Origin of the sequence: Oceanisphaera arctica, assembly GCF_002936955.1 — a bacterium.
Lineage (GTDB): Bacteria > Pseudomonadota > Gammaproteobacteria > Enterobacterales > Aeromonadaceae > Oceanimonas > Oceanimonas arctica.
This window is the reverse complement of the sequence record NZ_MPZM01000009.1, coordinates 70,819-84,245: the sequence shown is the minus strand read 5'-3', so window position 1 is coordinate 84,245 and position 13,427 is coordinate 70,819. Positions and strand designations below refer to the sequence as shown.

The following is a 13,427-nucleotide window of genomic DNA, read 5'->3' as shown; positions in this document are numbered from 1 at the left end:
CGGCGCCATTATAGAAAAGCTTGTGCCGATAAGCGACTGATGTAACAAAAACTGTAGGGGGGAGTCGCGGCGTCTCACTCCTCACCTCCTTATATATGGTAAGAGGACAGGGAATGGCGCACCGGCAAAGGAAAAGCGGTCGGCTTGTTGCCCATCTATCGGGGAACTCATACAATTCTTTCTTTTCATTGGGGAATCAGTTTGAGCCAGAGCCTCGTAGAAATAAGAGATCTTTGCTTTAGCCATGGTGACCGGACCCTGTATGACCGGATCAATCTGCAGATCCCCAAAGGCAAGATTACCGCCATCATGGGCCCGAGTGGCATCGGCAAAACCACCCTGTTAAGACTCATTGGTGGCCAGATCAAGCCAAACAGCGGCGATGTGCTGTTCGACGGCGAGTCCATCCCCAGCCTGGGCCGCTCCCGTCTATATCAGGTGCGGCGCCGTATGGGTATGCTGTTTCAGAGCGGCGCCCTGTTCACCGGCATGTCGGTGTTCGACAACGTGGCGTTCCCGCTGCGCGAGCACAGCGGCCTGCCGGAAGCCATGATCCGCACCCTGGTGATGATGAAACTGGAAGCGGTGGGATTGCGCGGCGCGGCGAAGCTGCTACCGTCCGAGCTGTCCGGCGGCATGGCGCGGCGGGCGGCACTGGCGCGCGCTATTGCGCTGGATCCCGAGCTGATCATGTATGATGAGCCCTTTGCCGGCCAGGATCCCATCAGCATGGGGGTCTTGGTCAAGCTGATATCCGAGCTGAACCGGGCTCAGGGGTTGACCTCTATTATCGTCACCCATGATGTGGACGAAGTGATGAATATTGCCGATTACGCCTATATCATCGCCAACAAGCAGGTGATAGCGGCGGGTACCCCGGCCGAGCTGAAACAGAATACGGATGCTCAGGTGATTCAGTTCTTGCAGGGCCAGGCAGACGGCCCGGTGGCGTTTCACTATCCGGCGCCTTCATTCAGGGAGTCGTTAGTCGATGTTGATTGATATGATAGGACGGCTGGGACGTCAGGGCGTGGCCGGAATTACCGCCTGCGGACGCGCCGGCTTCATGTTGTTTCATGCCCTGGTGGGCCGGCCTCAGCCGAAAAAACACTTTCCACTGCTGATACAGCAGCTGCAGGTGGTCGGCGTACAGTCGGTGGCCATCATACTGGTGTCGGGGATTTTCATCGGCATGGTGCTGGCTCTGCAGGGATACAATGTGCTGGTGGACTTCGGTGCCGAAGGCAGCCTGGGTCCGCTGGTGTCATTGTCATTGCTGCGCGAGCTGGGCCCTGTGGTGACCGGACTGCTGTTTGCCGGCCGGGCCGGCTCGGCACTGACCGCCGAGCTGGGCCTGATGAAGGCGACCGAACAGCTTTCCAGCCTGGAGATGATGGGCATAGATCCCCTTCGCCGGGTAGTGGCGCCGCGTTTTTGGGCCGGTTTCATCAGCATGCCCTTGCTGGCGCTGATGTTCAGCCTTATTGGCATCTGGGGCGCCAAGCTGGTGGGTGTTGACTGGCTGGGGGTGGACGAAGGTGGCTTCTGGTCGGCGATGCAGGCGGCAGTCGACTGGCAACAAGACATCATGCAGGGCGTGATCAAGAGCCTGGTGTTTGCCCTGGTGGTGACCTGGATTGCCCTGTTTAACGGTTTCGATGCACAGCCGACGGCGGCCGGGATCAGTCAGGCCACGACGCGTACCGTGGTTCATTCTTCTCTGGCGGTACTGGGGCTAGACTTCGCCCTCACCGCCGTCATGTTTGGATAAATATTGATGAAATACAGCAAACTGGAATTCAGCGTCGGCTGCTTTATGTTGGCCGGCATCGGTGCCTTGCTGCTGCTGGCGTTCAAAGTCGCCGGTATCAGCGCCAACGGCCAGGGAGAAAGCTATACCCTCTATGCCAAGTTCGATAATATCGGCGGTCTTAAGGTGCGCTCGCCGGTCAAGGTGGGCGGCGTGGTGGTGGGACGAGTCAGTCAGATAATCCTGGATCCCAAGGATCAGGTACCGGTGGTGACCCTGACGGTCAGTCGCAGCGCCGGTGAATTTGCCGAAAGCAGCACGGCTGCCATCCAGACATCGGGTTTGCTTGGTGAGCAGTATCTGGGGCTGAGCCCCGGTTTTGTCGATGAGGACATGGGCATCGGCATGCTCAAGGACGGCGATACCATAACGGACACCCAATCGGCACTGGTACTGGAAGAGCTGATCGGAAAGTTCATTTATTCCATCGGCGACAAATAAGCCGAAGCCCACTCCCTAGGAGCTAATGATGAAAAAATTACTGATGTCAGGGCTGTTGATACTGGCCGGACTCTGGGCACCACTGGCCGCCGCCGTCTCGCTGTCGAACCCCTATGTGCTGGTGAATGAAGTCGCCCAGAACACCTTCGATAGACTGAGCAGACAGCAGGCAGAAATCAAGGCCAATCCGGAATACCTGCGCACCATAGTGCGGGAAGAAATGCTGCCGGCGGTGGATGTACGTTTTTCCGCTTTCCGCGTGATCGGCAACCAGCTCAACAACACGACTCCCGAGCAGCGGGATCGCTTTGTTGCCGCCTTCAGCGACTATCTGGTGGTGACCTATGCCGATGCACTGGCGGCCTACAAAGAGCAGAAACTGAACATAGGTACCGGTACCGTCGCCAAGGGCGAAAAGCTGGTCTCGGTACCGGTTGTGGTACTGGAGCCGAACAAGCCGGCCATCAAGCTGGAGTTCAAGCTGCGCCAGAACGGCCGCACCGGCGAGTGGCGAGTATTCGACATGGTGGCCGAGGGCATCAGCCTCTTGTCTGCCAAACAGGCCGAGCTGAGTGGTCTTATCCGTCAGAATGGTATCGATAAGGTTACCCTTCAGCTGCAGGCGCACACCCAGAAGCCGGTTACGCCGCTGGAAAGAACCCAATGAAACTCGAACGGGAACTGACACGGGATATGCTGCCGGCCTATTGGGCGGAGCGGAATACCCTGTTTGGTGCCGAACGAGTGGATTTGAGCGAACTGAAGCAGATCGACTCGGTCGGTCTGGCCTTTCTGGTGCAATGGAGCCAGGCGCTGGCCGCCGGCAACATGGCTCTGACCCTGATATCCCCCCCGGCCAGTTTTTATCCGCTGGCCGATTTATACGGCGTCAGTTCGCTATTTGAACTGACCGACAACCCTTCCGGGAGCCAACATGGATCTGAATAACGAAGTGGAACGTTTACTGCGGCAGGCCCTGCCCCTGGACGAACTTTATATCAAAAGCGAAGGCAGCCATTTCGAGGTCATTGCGGTATCCGCCGACTTCACCGACATGAGCCGGCTCAAGCGGCAACAGGCGATCAATGGCCCCTTGATGGAGCTGATCGCCCAGAACACCATCCATGCGCTGACCGTGAAGACCTTTACTCCCGAGCAATGGGCGCGGGAACGAAAATTTATTATGCCTTCCTGAGCAGGAACCGAAATGGATAAATTTAAAATTCAGGGACCTTGCCGGCTTGCCGGCGAAGTGACCATCTCCGGCGCCAAGAATGCCGCGCTGCCGATACTCTTTGGTACCTTGCTGTGTGATGAAACTGTGCATCTGTCCAACGTGCCCAAGCTGAAAGACGTGGACACCACCTTGCAGTTGCTGGCCTCCATGGGGCTCAAGGTCAGCGAGCAGGATGGCGTTATCGCTATTTCCGGCGCGGTGAACAGCCATATTGCACCTTATGAGCTGGTGCGGACCATGCGTGCCTCCATCCTGGCGCTGGGGCCTTTGGTGGCCCGCTTCGGCGAGGCAGATGTCTCTCTGCCCGGCGGCTGTGCCATCGGCGCCCGGCCGGTGAACCTGCATATTCACGGTCTGGAGCAGATGGGTGCCGAGATCAAGGTGGAAGACGGCTATATCAAGGCACGGGTCGACGGTCGACTGCAGGGCGCACATATCCTGATGGACATGGTCAGCGTGACCGGCACCGAAAACCTGATGATGGCGGCGGTGCTGGCCGAAGGCCGTACCATCATCGAAAATGCCGCCCGCGAGCCGGAAGTGGTGGATCTGGCCAACTTCCTCAACGCGCTGGGTGCCAACATTCAGGGCATTGGTCAGGATACGCTGATCATCGATGGCGTCGAGGCGTTGCACGGCGGCGAGTACCGGGTTCAGCCGGACAGAATCGAGACCGGTACTTTCCTGGTCGGTGCGGCCGTCACCGGCGGTGATATCACCTGCCGCAATACGGATCCGCATCTGCTGGAAGCGGTACTGGTCAAGCTCAAGGATGCGGGTGCACTGGTAGAGACCGGTAAAGACTGGATTCGCCTGGACATGACCGGTCGTACACTGAAGCCGGTCGATATCAAGACGGCGCCGTATCCGGCGTTTCCGACCGATATGCAGGCCCAGTTTACCGTGCTCAACGCGGTGGCCAAGGGGGTGGGCAGGGTGACCGAGACCATCTTCGAAAACCGCTTCATGCACGTGCCCGAGCTGAATCGCATGGGTGCTCATATCGAGCTGAACGGCAACATGGCCATCTGTGACGATACCGAGCAGCTGACCGGCGCAACCGTGATGGCCACCGATCTGCGGGCCTCTGCCAGCCTGGTGCTGGCCGGTTTCGTGGCCGAAGGCACCACCATAGTGGACCGTATCTACCATATCGACCGGGGTTACGAGTTTATCGAAGACAAGCTGTCTGCTTTGGGCGGTAATATCAAACGCTTCAAGGCGTAATCAGAGCAGCTGTAAGCGATAAGCTTTAAGCCGTCAGTGGCGCGAGTGGCTGGCGAATTTAACGTAAAGGGGTCAGGTGTCATACACCTGACCCCTTTAGTTTTTGTGGCCCGCTCTCAACGAAACCACGCCTGTGCATCCAGAATAAAGGCGATATATACAGGTGCGCTTGTTTTGCTTATGGCTGACAGCTTAACGCTGATGGCTGCCCTTACCGTAACCGCTGAAAGCGGCTATCTTCTTCGAGCATCACCGGTAACGTCAGTATCTTGCCGCCTCGCAGCAAGGTTATCTGTATTTCGGTACCGGGACGGGTTTCGGCAATTATGTCCATGGCATGGCGCATGTTGCGAATGGCCTTGCCATCGATATTCATGAGCACATCTTCCTGGGTAATGCCGGCCTTGGCCGCGGGGCCTTGCTCGTTGACCCCCTCCACATAGATGCCGGTGCGATCTTCCAGTTTAAGCAGCTGCGCCATCATCGGCGGAATATCGGCGCCACTGATGCCCAGATAGCCCCGGATCACCCGACCGTTGACGATCAGCTCCTGCATGATGCGGTGGGCCAGAGCATAGGGAATAGCAAAGTTGATGCCATAACTTTCCTGATGGGCCAGGCTCTGAAAGGAAGCGGTATTAATGCCGACCATCTCGCCGTAGACGTTGACCAGGGCACCACCGGAGTTGCCGGCATTGATGGCGGCGTCGGTCTGCAGCAAATCCTGACGGCCGTTGCTGTCCGGCCCCATGCTGGACAGGCCGGTACGACCGGTGGCACTGATAATACCCTGGGTAATTGTTTGGCCCACGTTATAAGGGTTACCGATGGCCAGCACAATATCGCCGACCTGAGGTGAGAGTTCGTCATCCTGAGGGATTACCGGCAACTGAGCGGCGGTAATTTTCAGTACTGCCAGATCGGTGGGCACATCGAAACCGGTGACGTCACCGGCGAGAATGCGCCCATCCTGTAACGCGACTATGACCTGGTCCGCATCGGCAATGACATGATAATTGGTGAGCACATAGCCCTGATCCGACATGATGACGCCTGATCCCAGGCCGGTGGCGCTGAGTTCGGGTGACTCACTACCCCGTTGAAAGCTGCGGGTATAAATATTGACCACGGCGGGCCCGGCTCGGCTAGCGGCATAAGAAAAACTGGACACACCAACCTGCTGGTTGCGCCACCAGTGCTCGAAAGGCTGGGTCTTTAGTTGCGGAAACAGCAATAGCAGGATCAGGGCCATCAGGACGCCTAAGGCTCCGGCCTGAAGCAGAAACTTGATAGAAGAGGCTAGCCGCATGGGATGCTGTGATTGTTGTCGAATGACTACAGCATAACATATTGGACCATGAGGAGTGAGAGGTGAGGCATGAGGGATCAAGACCCCTCACGCCTTGCTGAATTACCTGAGTACCAGATAGATGGAAGAGTTGCCGCGCTGTATGTTGAGCGCCAGTACTTCCGGCTTGCTCTGAACTATCTGACGTAAATCGTTCAGATTTTTTACCCGCTGGCGATTGACGCCGATGATGATGTCACCTTTTTCCAGGCCGGACATGGCCGCAGCAGAGCGGGGGGTCACCTCGGTGATTTTGACGCCCTGTACCTTGTCTTCGCCGTCGGTCTGAGCCAGTAATGCACCTTCCAGCGATTCATTCAGGGTATTGGCCTGAATGTTCTCTTCGTCGGCCCGGGACAGGGTCACCTCGACCTTCTGCTCTTTACCATCGCGGAACAGCCCCAGACTGACGGTTTTGTCCGCCCCCATGGTGGCCACCTTGGCGCGTAACTCGCCGAAGGAGCGGATGGGTTTACCGTCCAGGCTGATGATGATGTCGCCCGCTTGCAAACCAGCCTTGGCGGCGGAAGAGTTTTCCAGCACCTGGCTGACAAAGGCACCGTGCTGACTGCGGTAGCCAAAGGTCCGCGCCAGCTCCGAGGTCAGTTCACCGCCCATCACGCCCAGTACACCGCGGCGGACTTCACCGTACTCCAGGATTTGATCGGCCAGACTCTTGACCATATTGGCTGGAATGGCAAAGCCAATGCCGATATTGCCGCCGCCCGGGCCGAGAATGGCGGTATTGATGCCGACCAGCTTGCCGTCCAGATTTAGCAGGGCGCCGCCGGAGTTGCCGGAGTTGATGGCCGCATCGGTCTGAATGAAGTTTTCCAGATTCTCCACGTTGAGACCGGAACGACCCAAGGCGCTGATGATACCGGAAGTGACGGTCTGCCCCAGGCCGAAGGGATTGCCGATGGCGATGGCGAAGTCACCCACCCGGAGTTGGTCGGAGTCGGCAAACTCGACTTCGACCAGGTTCTTGGCATCGACTTTTAACAGCGCTATGTCGCTTTGTTTATCGGTGCCGATCAACTCGGCTTCGTACTCCTGGCCGTCGATCAGCGTGATGATAATCTTGTCGGCGTCTTCGATAACGTGGTTATTGGTAATCACATAGCCTTTCTTCGCATCGATGATCACGCCAGAGCCCAGCGCCTGAAAGGGTCGTTCCTGCACCTGTTCGCCGGGAATACCGGGGCCAAAAAAGAAGCGGAAGGCTTCGGGCAGCGCCTGGCGGCTGACCTTGCTGCCGGACACCGAAATATTGACCACGCCGGGAGTGACTTTTTCCAGCACCGGAGCCAGACTGCGGATGTCGCTACCGGCACCGAATGGCAAGGCGGCTTGAGCCTGGGGCAGTATGGCCAGACCCAGGCTCAGAGCCAGGGCGGATACCAGGGGGAGTCGACGTTTCATGCAGATGCTCCTAAATCGATGGATTCTTCAAGAAAGAGTTCATTCTGACCTTCGTCGTGGAACAAGAGTTCCGATTCGGTCTGTATTATTTATTGTGGTTTTTGTTAGCAAGATCAAGTCCCGGCCTCTGGCAGCGCTTGCCCGGGCAGGGTTGGGGCATTTACACTGGCCGTCACCCCTGTTATTAGCCAAGTTGTTATATACCCTAATGACCCCGAGTAAAAAATACCAGTCAGACCTCAGTCGTCACGATTTTGTCCGCGATCCGGCCCAGGCCTTGGCGGTGTCGCATCTGCAGCGGTTGTTTGATGAGCTGATGGCACCGCCGCCGGCTCAGCCCAGACTCAGCCTGTGGCATAAACTGACCGGCAACAAGCCGGCACCGGTGAAGGCTATCCAGGGACTTTACTTCTGGGGTGGTGTCGGTCGGGGCAAGACCTATCTGGTGGATACCTTCTATGACTGCCTGCCGTTTGACAACAAGCTCAGGGTACATTTTCACCGCTTCATGGTGCGGGTGCATGACGAGTTGCAGAGCCTGAAAGGACAGGCGGATCCGCTCAAGCTGGTGGCCGAGCGTCTGGCCAGGGAAGCCCGGGTGATCTGTTTTGACGAATTTTTCGTCTCCGACATCACCGATGCCATGATACTGGGAACCTTGTTCCAGTACCTGTTCGGTCATGGGGTTATCCTGGTGGCGACTTCCAACATTCCGCCGGACGAGCTGTACCGCAATGGCTTGCAGCGGGCCCGTTTTCTGCCGGCCATCGCGCTTATCAAGCAGCATTGCGAGGTGGTCAACGTCGACTCGGGGGTGGATTATCGGCTCCGGACCCTGGAACAGGCAGAAATCTATCATTCACCGCTCGATGCCCAGGCAAAAACCAATCTGGAGCGGTATTTCGATCGACTGACCAGCGAGCCCGGCACCAGGGGGGCCGAGATCGAAATCAACCATCGTCGGCTCAAGACCCTGGCCGAAGGCGACGGCGTGCTCCATATCGATTTTCAGCAGCTGTGCTGCACGGCACGCTCCCAGCTGGACTATATCGAGCTGGCCCGTTGCTATCATTCGGTTCTGCTGGCCAACGTGGTGCCCATGGGCCAGGACAGCGATGACGCGGCCCGGCGCTTTATCGCCATGGTCGATGAATTCTATGAGCGGCACGTCAAATTGATCATCTCGGCGGCGGTACCGATGACAGAACTCTACGGTCAGGGCCGGCTCGGCTTCGAGTTCAAACGCTGCCTGTCTCGACTGACTGAAATGCAATCCCACGAATATCTTGCCAGAGAGCACCTTCCTTAGTCACAATACCCGCCCCGGTATCTGGGCATGATGCCGGGAAGGGGCGGGCGGGCCGACTAATTTTAATGGGCATTAAAATTAGCAGGTGATTTTTACGGCAACTTTACCTATAATCGCCCGGCCCACGTTACACAGCTGTCGATGAGACAGCATCACTGTAAGCAGACTGGTGCTCGAAGGGGTACAGGTCTTGTCGTGTTTTGCGCATGTGCGCAAGTGTATGATTCATTTTAAGTAATTTGGGTTTATCCATGAAAACTTTTGTTGCTAAGCCAGAAACCGTAAAGCGTGACTGGTATGTTGTTGATGCAGAGGGCAAAACTCTGGGTCGTTTGGCCACCGAGATCGCTAGTCGTCTGCGTGGTAAGCATAAGCCGGAATTCACTCCGCACGTTGACTGTGGCGATTACATCGTCGTGATCAATGCCGAGAAAATTCAGGTAACCGGTAATAAAGCCGAAGGCAAAATCTACTACTCTCACTCCGGTTTTCCGGGTGGCCTGAAGTCCATCAGCTTCGAGAAGCTGATTGTACGTAAGCCCGAGATGGTAATTGAGTCTGCCGTTCGCGGCATGCTGCCCCGTGGCCCGCTGGGTCGTGCTATGTTCCGCAAGATGAAAGTCTTTGTCGGCAGCCAGCACAACCACGCTGCGCAACAACCTCAAGTACTGGACATCTAAGGCGGGATTAGGCAAATGGCAGAAACTCAATACTACGGTACCGGTCGTCGCAAAAGCTCTACTGCACGTGTATTCGTGAAGCAGGGCAGCGGTAACATCGTTATCAATAAGCGTTCACTGGATCAGTACTTTGGTCGCGAAACCGCCCGCATGGTGGTTCGTCAGCCTTTAGAACTGGTTGAGATGACCGATAAATTTGATCTGTTCATCACCGTTGCTGGTGGTGGCATTTCAGGTCAGGCCGGCGCTATTCGTCACGGCATTACTCGTGCCCTGATGCAATACGACGAAACCCTGCGCGGTTCGCTGCGCAAGGCTGGCTTCGTTACTCGTGACGCTCGTCGCGTTGAACGTAAGAAAGTCGGTCTGCATAAAGCACGTAAGCGTCCTCAGTTCTCCAAGCGTTAATTGGGATTGCGTTTATATCAAAGCCCGGGTTTACCCGGGCTTTTTTATATTTGAAAGAAATGGATCAGATTCACTAATAATTCCTTGTTTCATAACAAATTATGCTGTGAAACAGTGATTTATTGACCCTTTACCCGTCCTTGTAAAAGACCGCGCTTTTCTTTAGAATTTCGGGGTTTTTTCGTGGCAATTGAAACCATAATATCCGCCGCAGTTGTCATAAGCCGTCTCGAAGCATGGAACGAACAATAAACGCGCGGAGACCAAATGGGAGAGTTTTTGGATGAGCAATGCGCCAGTTGATACCGGTCGCCGCAGATTTCTGACCTGGTCAACCACAGCCGTGGGTGGGGTCGGAGCTGCTTTTGCCGCTGTGCCTTTTATCGCATCGTGGAATCCCAGCGCCAAAGCGAAGGCGGCTGGAGCCCCGGTAGAAGTAGATGTCAGTAAAGTCGAGCCGGGTCAGTTGATCCGGGTGGAATGGCGAGGAAAGCCGGTCTGGATAGTCCGCCGCACCCAGGACACCCTGGATGCCCTGTCCAAGCACGATAACCAGCTGCGGGATCCTGCCTCGGAGCAGCCGCAACAACCGGATTATGCCCAGAACGGCTACCGCTCGATCAAACCCGAGTTGTTTGTGGCGGTAGGGCTTTGTACCCACCTGGGTTGTTCACCTACCTACCTGCCGGACTCGTTCGGTGAGCAGGTTCAGGGGATTACCTCTGGTTTCTTCTGCCCTTGCCACGGCTCCAAGTTCGATATGGCCGGTCGCGTCTTCCAGAGCGTACCCGCCCCGTTGAATCTGGTGATCCCCCCTTATTACTATGTCAATGATGCCACCATTCTGGTTGGCGCAGACAAGGAAGGAGCCTAAGCATGCTGGGTAAACTCGTAGCCTGGATCGACGAGCGGATTCCGATGACCGCGACCTACAACAAGCATGTAGGTCAGTATCCGGCACCGAAAAACTTCAACTTCTGGTACTTTTTTGGCTCCCTGGCCATGCTGGTACTGGTTAACCAGATACTGACCGGTGTCTGGCTGACCATGAACTACAATCCTTCCGGTGAGGGCGCCTTCGCCTCTGTCGAATACATAATGCGTGATGTGGAATACGGCTGGTTGCTGCGTTATATGCACTCCACCGGCGCCTCCGCCTTCTTCGTGGTCGTGTATCTGCACATGTTCCGCGGCCTGATCTACGGCTCTTATCAGAAGCCCCGTGAACTGCTGTGGCTGTTCGGCATGCTGATCTTCCTGGTGCTGATGGCCGAAGCCTTCATGGGCTATCTGCTGCCCTGGGGACAGATGTCGTTCTGGGGTGCCCAGGTTATCATCTCGCTGTTCGGTGCCATTCCGGTGATCGGCGACGATCTGACCCTGTGGATCCGCGGTGACTACGTCATTTCCGGCGCCACCCTGACCCGCTTCTTCGCGCTTCACGTCATTGCTTTGCCGCTGGTGTTGGTCATTCTGGTGTTCCTGCATATCGTTGCGTTGCACGAGGTCGGTTCCAATAACCCCGATGGTATCGATATCAAGAAACACAAGGACGAAAACGGCTGGCCCAAAGACGCGATTCCGTTCCACCCTTACTACTCCGTCAAGGATGTGGTGGGCGTGGCCGGCTTCCTGTTCCTGTTCGCCTTCGTGATTTTCTTCATGCCTGAAGGTGGCGGTTACTTCCTGGAAGGGCCCAACTTCGAAGCGGCCAACGGCCTGAAAACCCCGGAGCATATTGCACCCGTGTGGTATTTCACCCCCTTCTACGCCATTCTGCGTGCGGTGCCTGACAAGTTGACCGGCGTTATCCTGATGGGTCTGTCCATTGCCGTGCTGTTCGTGTTGCCCTGGCTGGATCGCTGCAAGGTGCGTTCGTTCCGCTACCGCAGCAAGCTGCACCTGCTGAACATCATTCAGTTCGTGATCTGCTTCATCATCTTGGGTGTTCTGGGCGCCTTGCCGTCCACCTCGCTGCTGACGCTGATTGCCCAGATTTGTTCGTTCGGCTACTTCGCCTTCTTCGTACTGCTGTTCTTCTACAGTAAAAACGAGAAAACCAAGCCGCTGCCAGAGAGGGTCACATTCAAATGAAGAAGTTAATCATTGCTGTATTTGCCTTTTTGCCGGCGCTGGCGATGGCTGCGGGTGGCAGTGTACACCTGGACAAGGCCGATTATGATCTGAGCGACAAGGCGTCACTGCAAAACGGTGCCAAGCTGTTCATGAACTATTGTTCCGGCTGCCATAGCACCCAGTACCAGCGTTATAACCGCGTGGCCGAGGATCTGGGCATTCCGGAAGATATCATGCAGGCCAACCTGAATTTCACCGGTGTCGGCATCGGTGAACTGATGGAAAATGCCATTCCCGAAAAAGACGCGGCCAGCTGGTTTGGTGCGCCGCCGCCCGACCTGACCCTTGTGGCCCGGGTACGTGGTGCCGACTGGCTATACACCTACCTGCGTTCTTTTTACAAGGACGACAGCCGCCCGTTTGGGGTGAACAATCTGGTATTCCCGTCTGTGGGCATGCCCCATGTACTGGAGCCGCTGCAGGGTAGTGCAAACCTGAAGACCGTGATGCACACCGTGGACGGCCGTGAGGTGGCAACACCTGTGGGTATCGAGACCGAAGGTAACGGCGAGCTGACCACGGAAGAATATGACAATGCGGTACTGGATATTGTCAACTTCCTGGTCTATTCCGGTGAGCCAATCCAGCTGGAACGTCAGCGCATGGGCTACTGGGTGCTGGGTTTCCTGGCTATCTTCTTTGTCTTTGCCTACATGCTGAAGAAAGAATACTGGCGTGACGTACACTGATTAGACATCGTCTAAGCTAGGCAGGGGAGCGGCAATGGGGCGAATATGCTTCCATTGCCGTTCCTATTTATGATTTGCGGAGGATTCAATGGCAGTTGCAGCTAATAAGCGTTCCATCATGACGCTGTTTTCAGGGGCTGAAGATATTTACAGCCACCAAGTACGTATCGTCCTGGCAGAAAAAGGGGTGAGTGTCGAGATCAGCCATGTTGAACCTGACAGCCTGCCCGAGGACATGCTGGAGCTGAACCCTTACGGTACCCTGCCGACCTTGGTCGACCGGGAGCTGGTGCTTTACGAATCTCATATCATCATGGAATATCTGGATGAGCGTTTTCCTCATCCGCCCTTGATGCCGGTATACCCGGTTGCTCGTGGCACCAGCCGACTGATGATGCATCGTATATCGCAAGACTGGTACTCGCTGGTCAAGCGCATTCAGCGTAATGAAAAAGCGGACGATGCTCGTAAGGAACTGCGTGAGGCCCTGCTGGCCATAGCGCCGGTATTTGTCGAGTATCCTTACTTCATGAGTGAGGAATTCAGCCTGGTCGATTGTTACATGGCACCCTTGCTGTGGCGTTTGCCGTCACTGGGTATCGAGTTGTCCGGTCGTGGCGCTAAAGAGATCAAGACCTATATGATCCGTCTGTTCGAGCGTGAGTCCTTCCAGGCTTCTCTGACCGAAGACGAGCGTGATATCGGCGGTAAGGTCTGAGC

The 13,427-nt window shown here is 56.1% G+C and carries 16 protein-coding genes; 14 read left to right on the top strand and 2 right to left on the bottom strand.

What is annotated here, in order from left to right; translation table 11 throughout:
- The first annotated feature begins 201 nt into the window (after positions 1-201).
- From mlaF to murA, 7 genes are read left to right on the top strand one after another with little or no spacing between them, the layout of a single operon-like run.
- Positions 202-1,002: a phospholipid ABC transporter ATP-binding protein MlaF gene (mlaF, locus tag UN63_RS06385; RefSeq protein WP_104485944.1), complete on the top strand. Its 801-nt coding sequence runs from the start codon at positions 202-204 to the stop codon at positions 1,000-1,002.
- Complete coding sequence (mlaE, locus tag UN63_RS06380; protein WP_104485943.1) at positions 992-1,771, top strand: lipid asymmetry maintenance ABC transporter permease subunit MlaE; 780 nt, start codon at positions 992-994, stop codon at positions 1,769-1,771. Before mlaF ends, mlaE begins: the two co-directional genes overlap by 11 nt.
- 6 nt (positions 1,772-1,777) lie before the next feature.
- The gene (gene mlaD, locus UN63_RS06375; protein WP_104485942.1) at positions 1,778-2,251 is read left to right on the top strand and encodes an outer membrane lipid asymmetry maintenance protein MlaD; all 474 of its coding nucleotides are present in this window, start codon (positions 1,778-1,780) and stop codon (positions 2,249-2,251) included.
- A 25-nt stretch (positions 2,252-2,276) separates the two neighbouring features.
- Positions 2,277-2,918 carry a phospholipid-binding protein MlaC gene (mlaC, locus tag UN63_RS06370; RefSeq protein WP_181068190.1) on the top strand — a complete coding sequence of 214 codons (642 nt, stop codon included), beginning with the start codon at positions 2,277-2,279 and terminating at the stop codon, positions 2,916-2,918.
- Positions 2,915-3,199, top strand: a complete 285-nt coding sequence (locus tag UN63_RS06365; protein WP_104485940.1) for an STAS domain-containing protein — start codon at positions 2,915-2,917, stop codon at positions 3,197-3,199. Before mlaC ends, UN63_RS06365 begins: the two co-directional genes overlap by 4 nt.
- Positions 3,186-3,446, top strand: coding sequence for a BolA family protein (locus tag UN63_RS06360; RefSeq protein ID WP_104485939.1), 261 nt, complete (start codon positions 3,186-3,188; stop codon positions 3,444-3,446). Before UN63_RS06365 ends, UN63_RS06360 begins: the two co-directional genes overlap by 14 nt.
- 12 nt (positions 3,447-3,458) lie before the next feature.
- On the top strand, positions 3,459-4,715 hold the full coding sequence (murA, locus tag UN63_RS06355) for a UDP-N-acetylglucosamine 1-carboxyvinyltransferase (RefSeq protein WP_104485938.1): 1,257 nt from the start codon (positions 3,459-3,461) through the stop codon (positions 4,713-4,715).
- Positions 4,716-4,926: 211 nt separating this feature from the next.
- On the opposite strand, the gene degS is transcribed toward murA, so the two are convergent.
- Together degS and UN63_RS06345 are read right to left on the bottom strand one after the other, a co-directional pair.
- Positions 4,927-6,024 carry an outer membrane-stress sensor serine endopeptidase DegS gene (degS, locus tag UN63_RS06350; RefSeq protein ID WP_104485937.1) on the bottom strand — a complete coding sequence of 366 codons (1,098 nt, stop codon included), beginning with the start codon at positions 6,022-6,024 and terminating at the stop codon, positions 4,927-4,929.
- Positions 6,025-6,126: 102 nt separating this feature from the next.
- Entirely contained in the window at positions 6,127-7,485 is a 1,359-nt protein-coding gene (locus tag UN63_RS06345) for a Do family serine endopeptidase (RefSeq protein ID WP_104485936.1), read from the bottom strand.
- Between the two features lie 208 nt (positions 7,486-7,693).
- Here UN63_RS06345 and zapE point away from each other — a divergent pair, with 208 nt between their 5' ends.
- The 7 genes from zapE to sspA all read left to right on the top strand — a co-directional run bounded on the left by zapE (position 7,694) and on the right by sspA (position 13,425).
- Positions 7,694-8,794, top strand: coding sequence for a cell division protein ZapE (gene zapE, locus UN63_RS06340; RefSeq protein WP_104485935.1), 1,101 nt, complete (start codon positions 7,694-7,696; stop codon positions 8,792-8,794).
- 251 nt (positions 8,795-9,045) lie between these two features.
- Complete coding sequence (gene rplM, locus UN63_RS06335; RefSeq protein ID WP_104485934.1) at positions 9,046-9,474, top strand: 50S ribosomal protein L13; 429 nt, start codon at positions 9,046-9,048, stop codon at positions 9,472-9,474.
- Positions 9,475-9,489: 15 nt separating this feature from the next.
- Positions 9,490-9,882, top strand: a complete 393-nt coding sequence (gene rpsI / locus UN63_RS06330) for a 30S ribosomal protein S9 (protein ID WP_104485933.1) — start codon at positions 9,490-9,492, stop codon at positions 9,880-9,882.
- 283 nt (positions 9,883-10,165) lie between these two features.
- On the top strand, positions 10,166-10,756 hold the full coding sequence (gene petA / locus UN63_RS06325) for a ubiquinol-cytochrome c reductase iron-sulfur subunit (RefSeq protein ID WP_104485932.1): 591 nt from the start codon (positions 10,166-10,168) through the stop codon (positions 10,754-10,756).
- 2 nt (positions 10,757-10,758) lie between these two features.
- A complete protein-coding gene (locus tag UN63_RS06320) occupies positions 10,759-11,976 on the top strand; it encodes a cytochrome b (RefSeq protein WP_104485931.1) in 1,218 nt (405 codons plus the stop codon).
- On the top strand, positions 11,973-12,707 hold the full coding sequence (locus UN63_RS06315) for a cytochrome c1 (protein ID WP_104485930.1): 735 nt from the start codon (positions 11,973-11,975) through the stop codon (positions 12,705-12,707). The genes UN63_RS06320 and UN63_RS06315 overlap by 4 nt, the downstream gene beginning before the upstream one ends.
- A gap of 88 nt (positions 12,708-12,795) precedes the next feature.
- On the top strand, positions 12,796-13,425 hold the full coding sequence (sspA, locus tag UN63_RS06310) for a stringent starvation protein SspA (protein ID WP_104485929.1): 630 nt from the start codon (positions 12,796-12,798) through the stop codon (positions 13,423-13,425).
- Positions 13,426-13,427: the final 2 nt, after the last annotated feature.

Excerpts from the sequence above, each read along its gene's own strand:
- mlaE (WP_104485943.1), top strand. The coding sequence starts at position 992 with ATGTTGATTGATATGATAGGACGGCTGGGACGTCAGGGCGTGGCCGGA.
- mlaD (WP_104485942.1), top strand. The coding sequence starts at position 1,778 with ATGAAATACAGCAAACTGGAATTCAGCGTCGGCTGCTTTATGTTGGCC.
- mlaC (WP_181068190.1), top strand. The coding sequence starts at position 2,277 with ATGATGAAAAAATTACTGATGTCAGGGCTGTTGATACTGGCCGGACTC.
- UN63_RS06365 (WP_104485940.1), top strand. The coding sequence starts at position 2,915 with ATGAAACTCGAACGGGAACTGACACGGGATATGCTGCCGGCCTATTGG.
- UN63_RS06360 (WP_104485939.1), top strand. The coding sequence starts at position 3,186 with ATGGATCTGAATAACGAAGTGGAACGTTTACTGCGGCAGGCCCTGCCC.
- murA (WP_104485938.1), top strand. The coding sequence starts at position 3,459 with ATGGATAAATTTAAAATTCAGGGACCTTGCCGGCTTGCCGGCGAAGTG.
- degS (WP_104485937.1), bottom strand. The coding sequence starts at position 6,024 with ATGCGGCTAGCCTCTTCTATCAAGTTTCTGCTTCAGGCCGGAGCCTTA.
- UN63_RS06345 (WP_104485936.1), bottom strand. The coding sequence starts at position 7,485 with ATGAAACGTCGACTCCCCCTGGTATCCGCCCTGGCTCTGAGCCTGGGT.
- zapE (WP_104485935.1), top strand. The coding sequence starts at position 7,694 with ATGACCCCGAGTAAAAAATACCAGTCAGACCTCAGTCGTCACGATTTT.
- rplM (WP_104485934.1), top strand. The coding sequence starts at position 9,046 with ATGAAAACTTTTGTTGCTAAGCCAGAAACCGTAAAGCGTGACTGGTAT.
- rpsI (WP_104485933.1), top strand. The coding sequence starts at position 9,490 with ATGGCAGAAACTCAATACTACGGTACCGGTCGTCGCAAAAGCTCTACT.
- petA (WP_104485932.1), top strand. The coding sequence starts at position 10,166 with ATGAGCAATGCGCCAGTTGATACCGGTCGCCGCAGATTTCTGACCTGG.
- UN63_RS06320 (WP_104485931.1), top strand. The coding sequence starts at position 10,759 with ATGCTGGGTAAACTCGTAGCCTGGATCGACGAGCGGATTCCGATGACC.
- UN63_RS06315 (WP_104485930.1), top strand. The coding sequence starts at position 11,973 with ATGAAGAAGTTAATCATTGCTGTATTTGCCTTTTTGCCGGCGCTGGCG.
- sspA (WP_104485929.1), top strand. The coding sequence starts at position 12,796 with ATGGCAGTTGCAGCTAATAAGCGTTCCATCATGACGCTGTTTTCAGGG.